Raw genomic sequence first — 1,112 nt, forward strand, 5'->3', positions numbered from 1 at the left:
GATAAAGCAGGATGAGAGTGACAAAGATAGCTTGGCTGCCAAACGTAGAAAGTCAGGTTGGTCTGGTGAATATCGCTCAAAAATAATCTTTGGCTAATATTTATTCAAAGTGGAATCCCGCCCTGGTATCTACTGCAAGTCCATAAACTAAAAAAGATAGGAAACTATAGCTAAAGATAACAAGAGAAAACTTAAAAAATGGAAATGATTTATTCATAAACCGTTACCACATTTTTCTTTTGAAAGCGCAAACTTTTCTAAAAGCCCCACAGAACTTCTCAGTTTCATTTTCATTATTGAGCCACAATATATGTGGCTAGTGCTACTTTCCTTGTAATCTTCAACTTTTAAGTAATAAAAAGTAGATAGTGATATAGCGATAATAAAATAAGTACCGAGACGATGATTTTCAGATTGATGCTTATCGTCTCTATTTTTTATTATTAGTACTAGCTGTACGATAGTGTATGTTAATAAAAAAAATGCAATGAATGAACTAATTACAGTAACAAAGTAAATTCTATCTGAATCATACTCTCCAGAAGGGAAGTATATGAATGGGTAACTGCATACAGTGATGATTACTAGGCATATTATTGAATATTTATAGTTTGATACTTTCATTTGTACTCTCAAGAACCGTAACTTTTTGGTCGCCTCATAATGAGATGCCAGTATATTCTCCGAAACATTAAGTGGACCAAATGAATGGTCGTCAATTGCTTTTATATAAGTTTCCAACACTCCGGAAGAAGTAGCTACATTCTCTACTGTGAATGTAACAACAGTGATACAAGCAATGACAGGAGCTGAATTCGTTATAACCTCTGCATCAAGCCTATTGATAAATATGATTTTTTCACTTTATTACGGAGGTGGTTGTATATGGCGGGTAATATAAACTTCATCAATATATTATTCAACTAGTTTTATATTTAATATGGTGTGCGGATTGGTTGTTTATTGTAATGAGTTACGGGGTAAGCGGGGCGCTGACGGATCCCCTCATAATTTCCCTAGTCCTGCGTTGTGTGTGAGCCTTTGATATTCGAACATTCCCCATTGATATTGGGATTCATTAATTTGATATCGCCGATGATTTCGAACCTCTC

The 1,112-nt window shown here is 34.7% G+C and carries 1 protein-coding gene; it reads right to left on the minus strand.

Translation table 11 applies throughout. From position 1 onward, the window contains the following. Positions 1-213: 213 nt before the first annotated feature. Complete coding sequence (locus H5300_RS26745) at positions 214-624, minus strand: hypothetical protein (protein ID WP_017084401.1); 411 nt, start codon at positions 622-624, stop codon at positions 214-216. Positions 625-1,112: the final 488 nt, after the last annotated feature.

Source organism: Vibrio sp. SG41-7 (assembly GCF_014164465.1).
In the GTDB taxonomy this organism is placed as follows: Bacteria; Pseudomonadota; Gammaproteobacteria; order Enterobacterales; family Vibrionaceae; genus Vibrio; species Vibrio splendidus.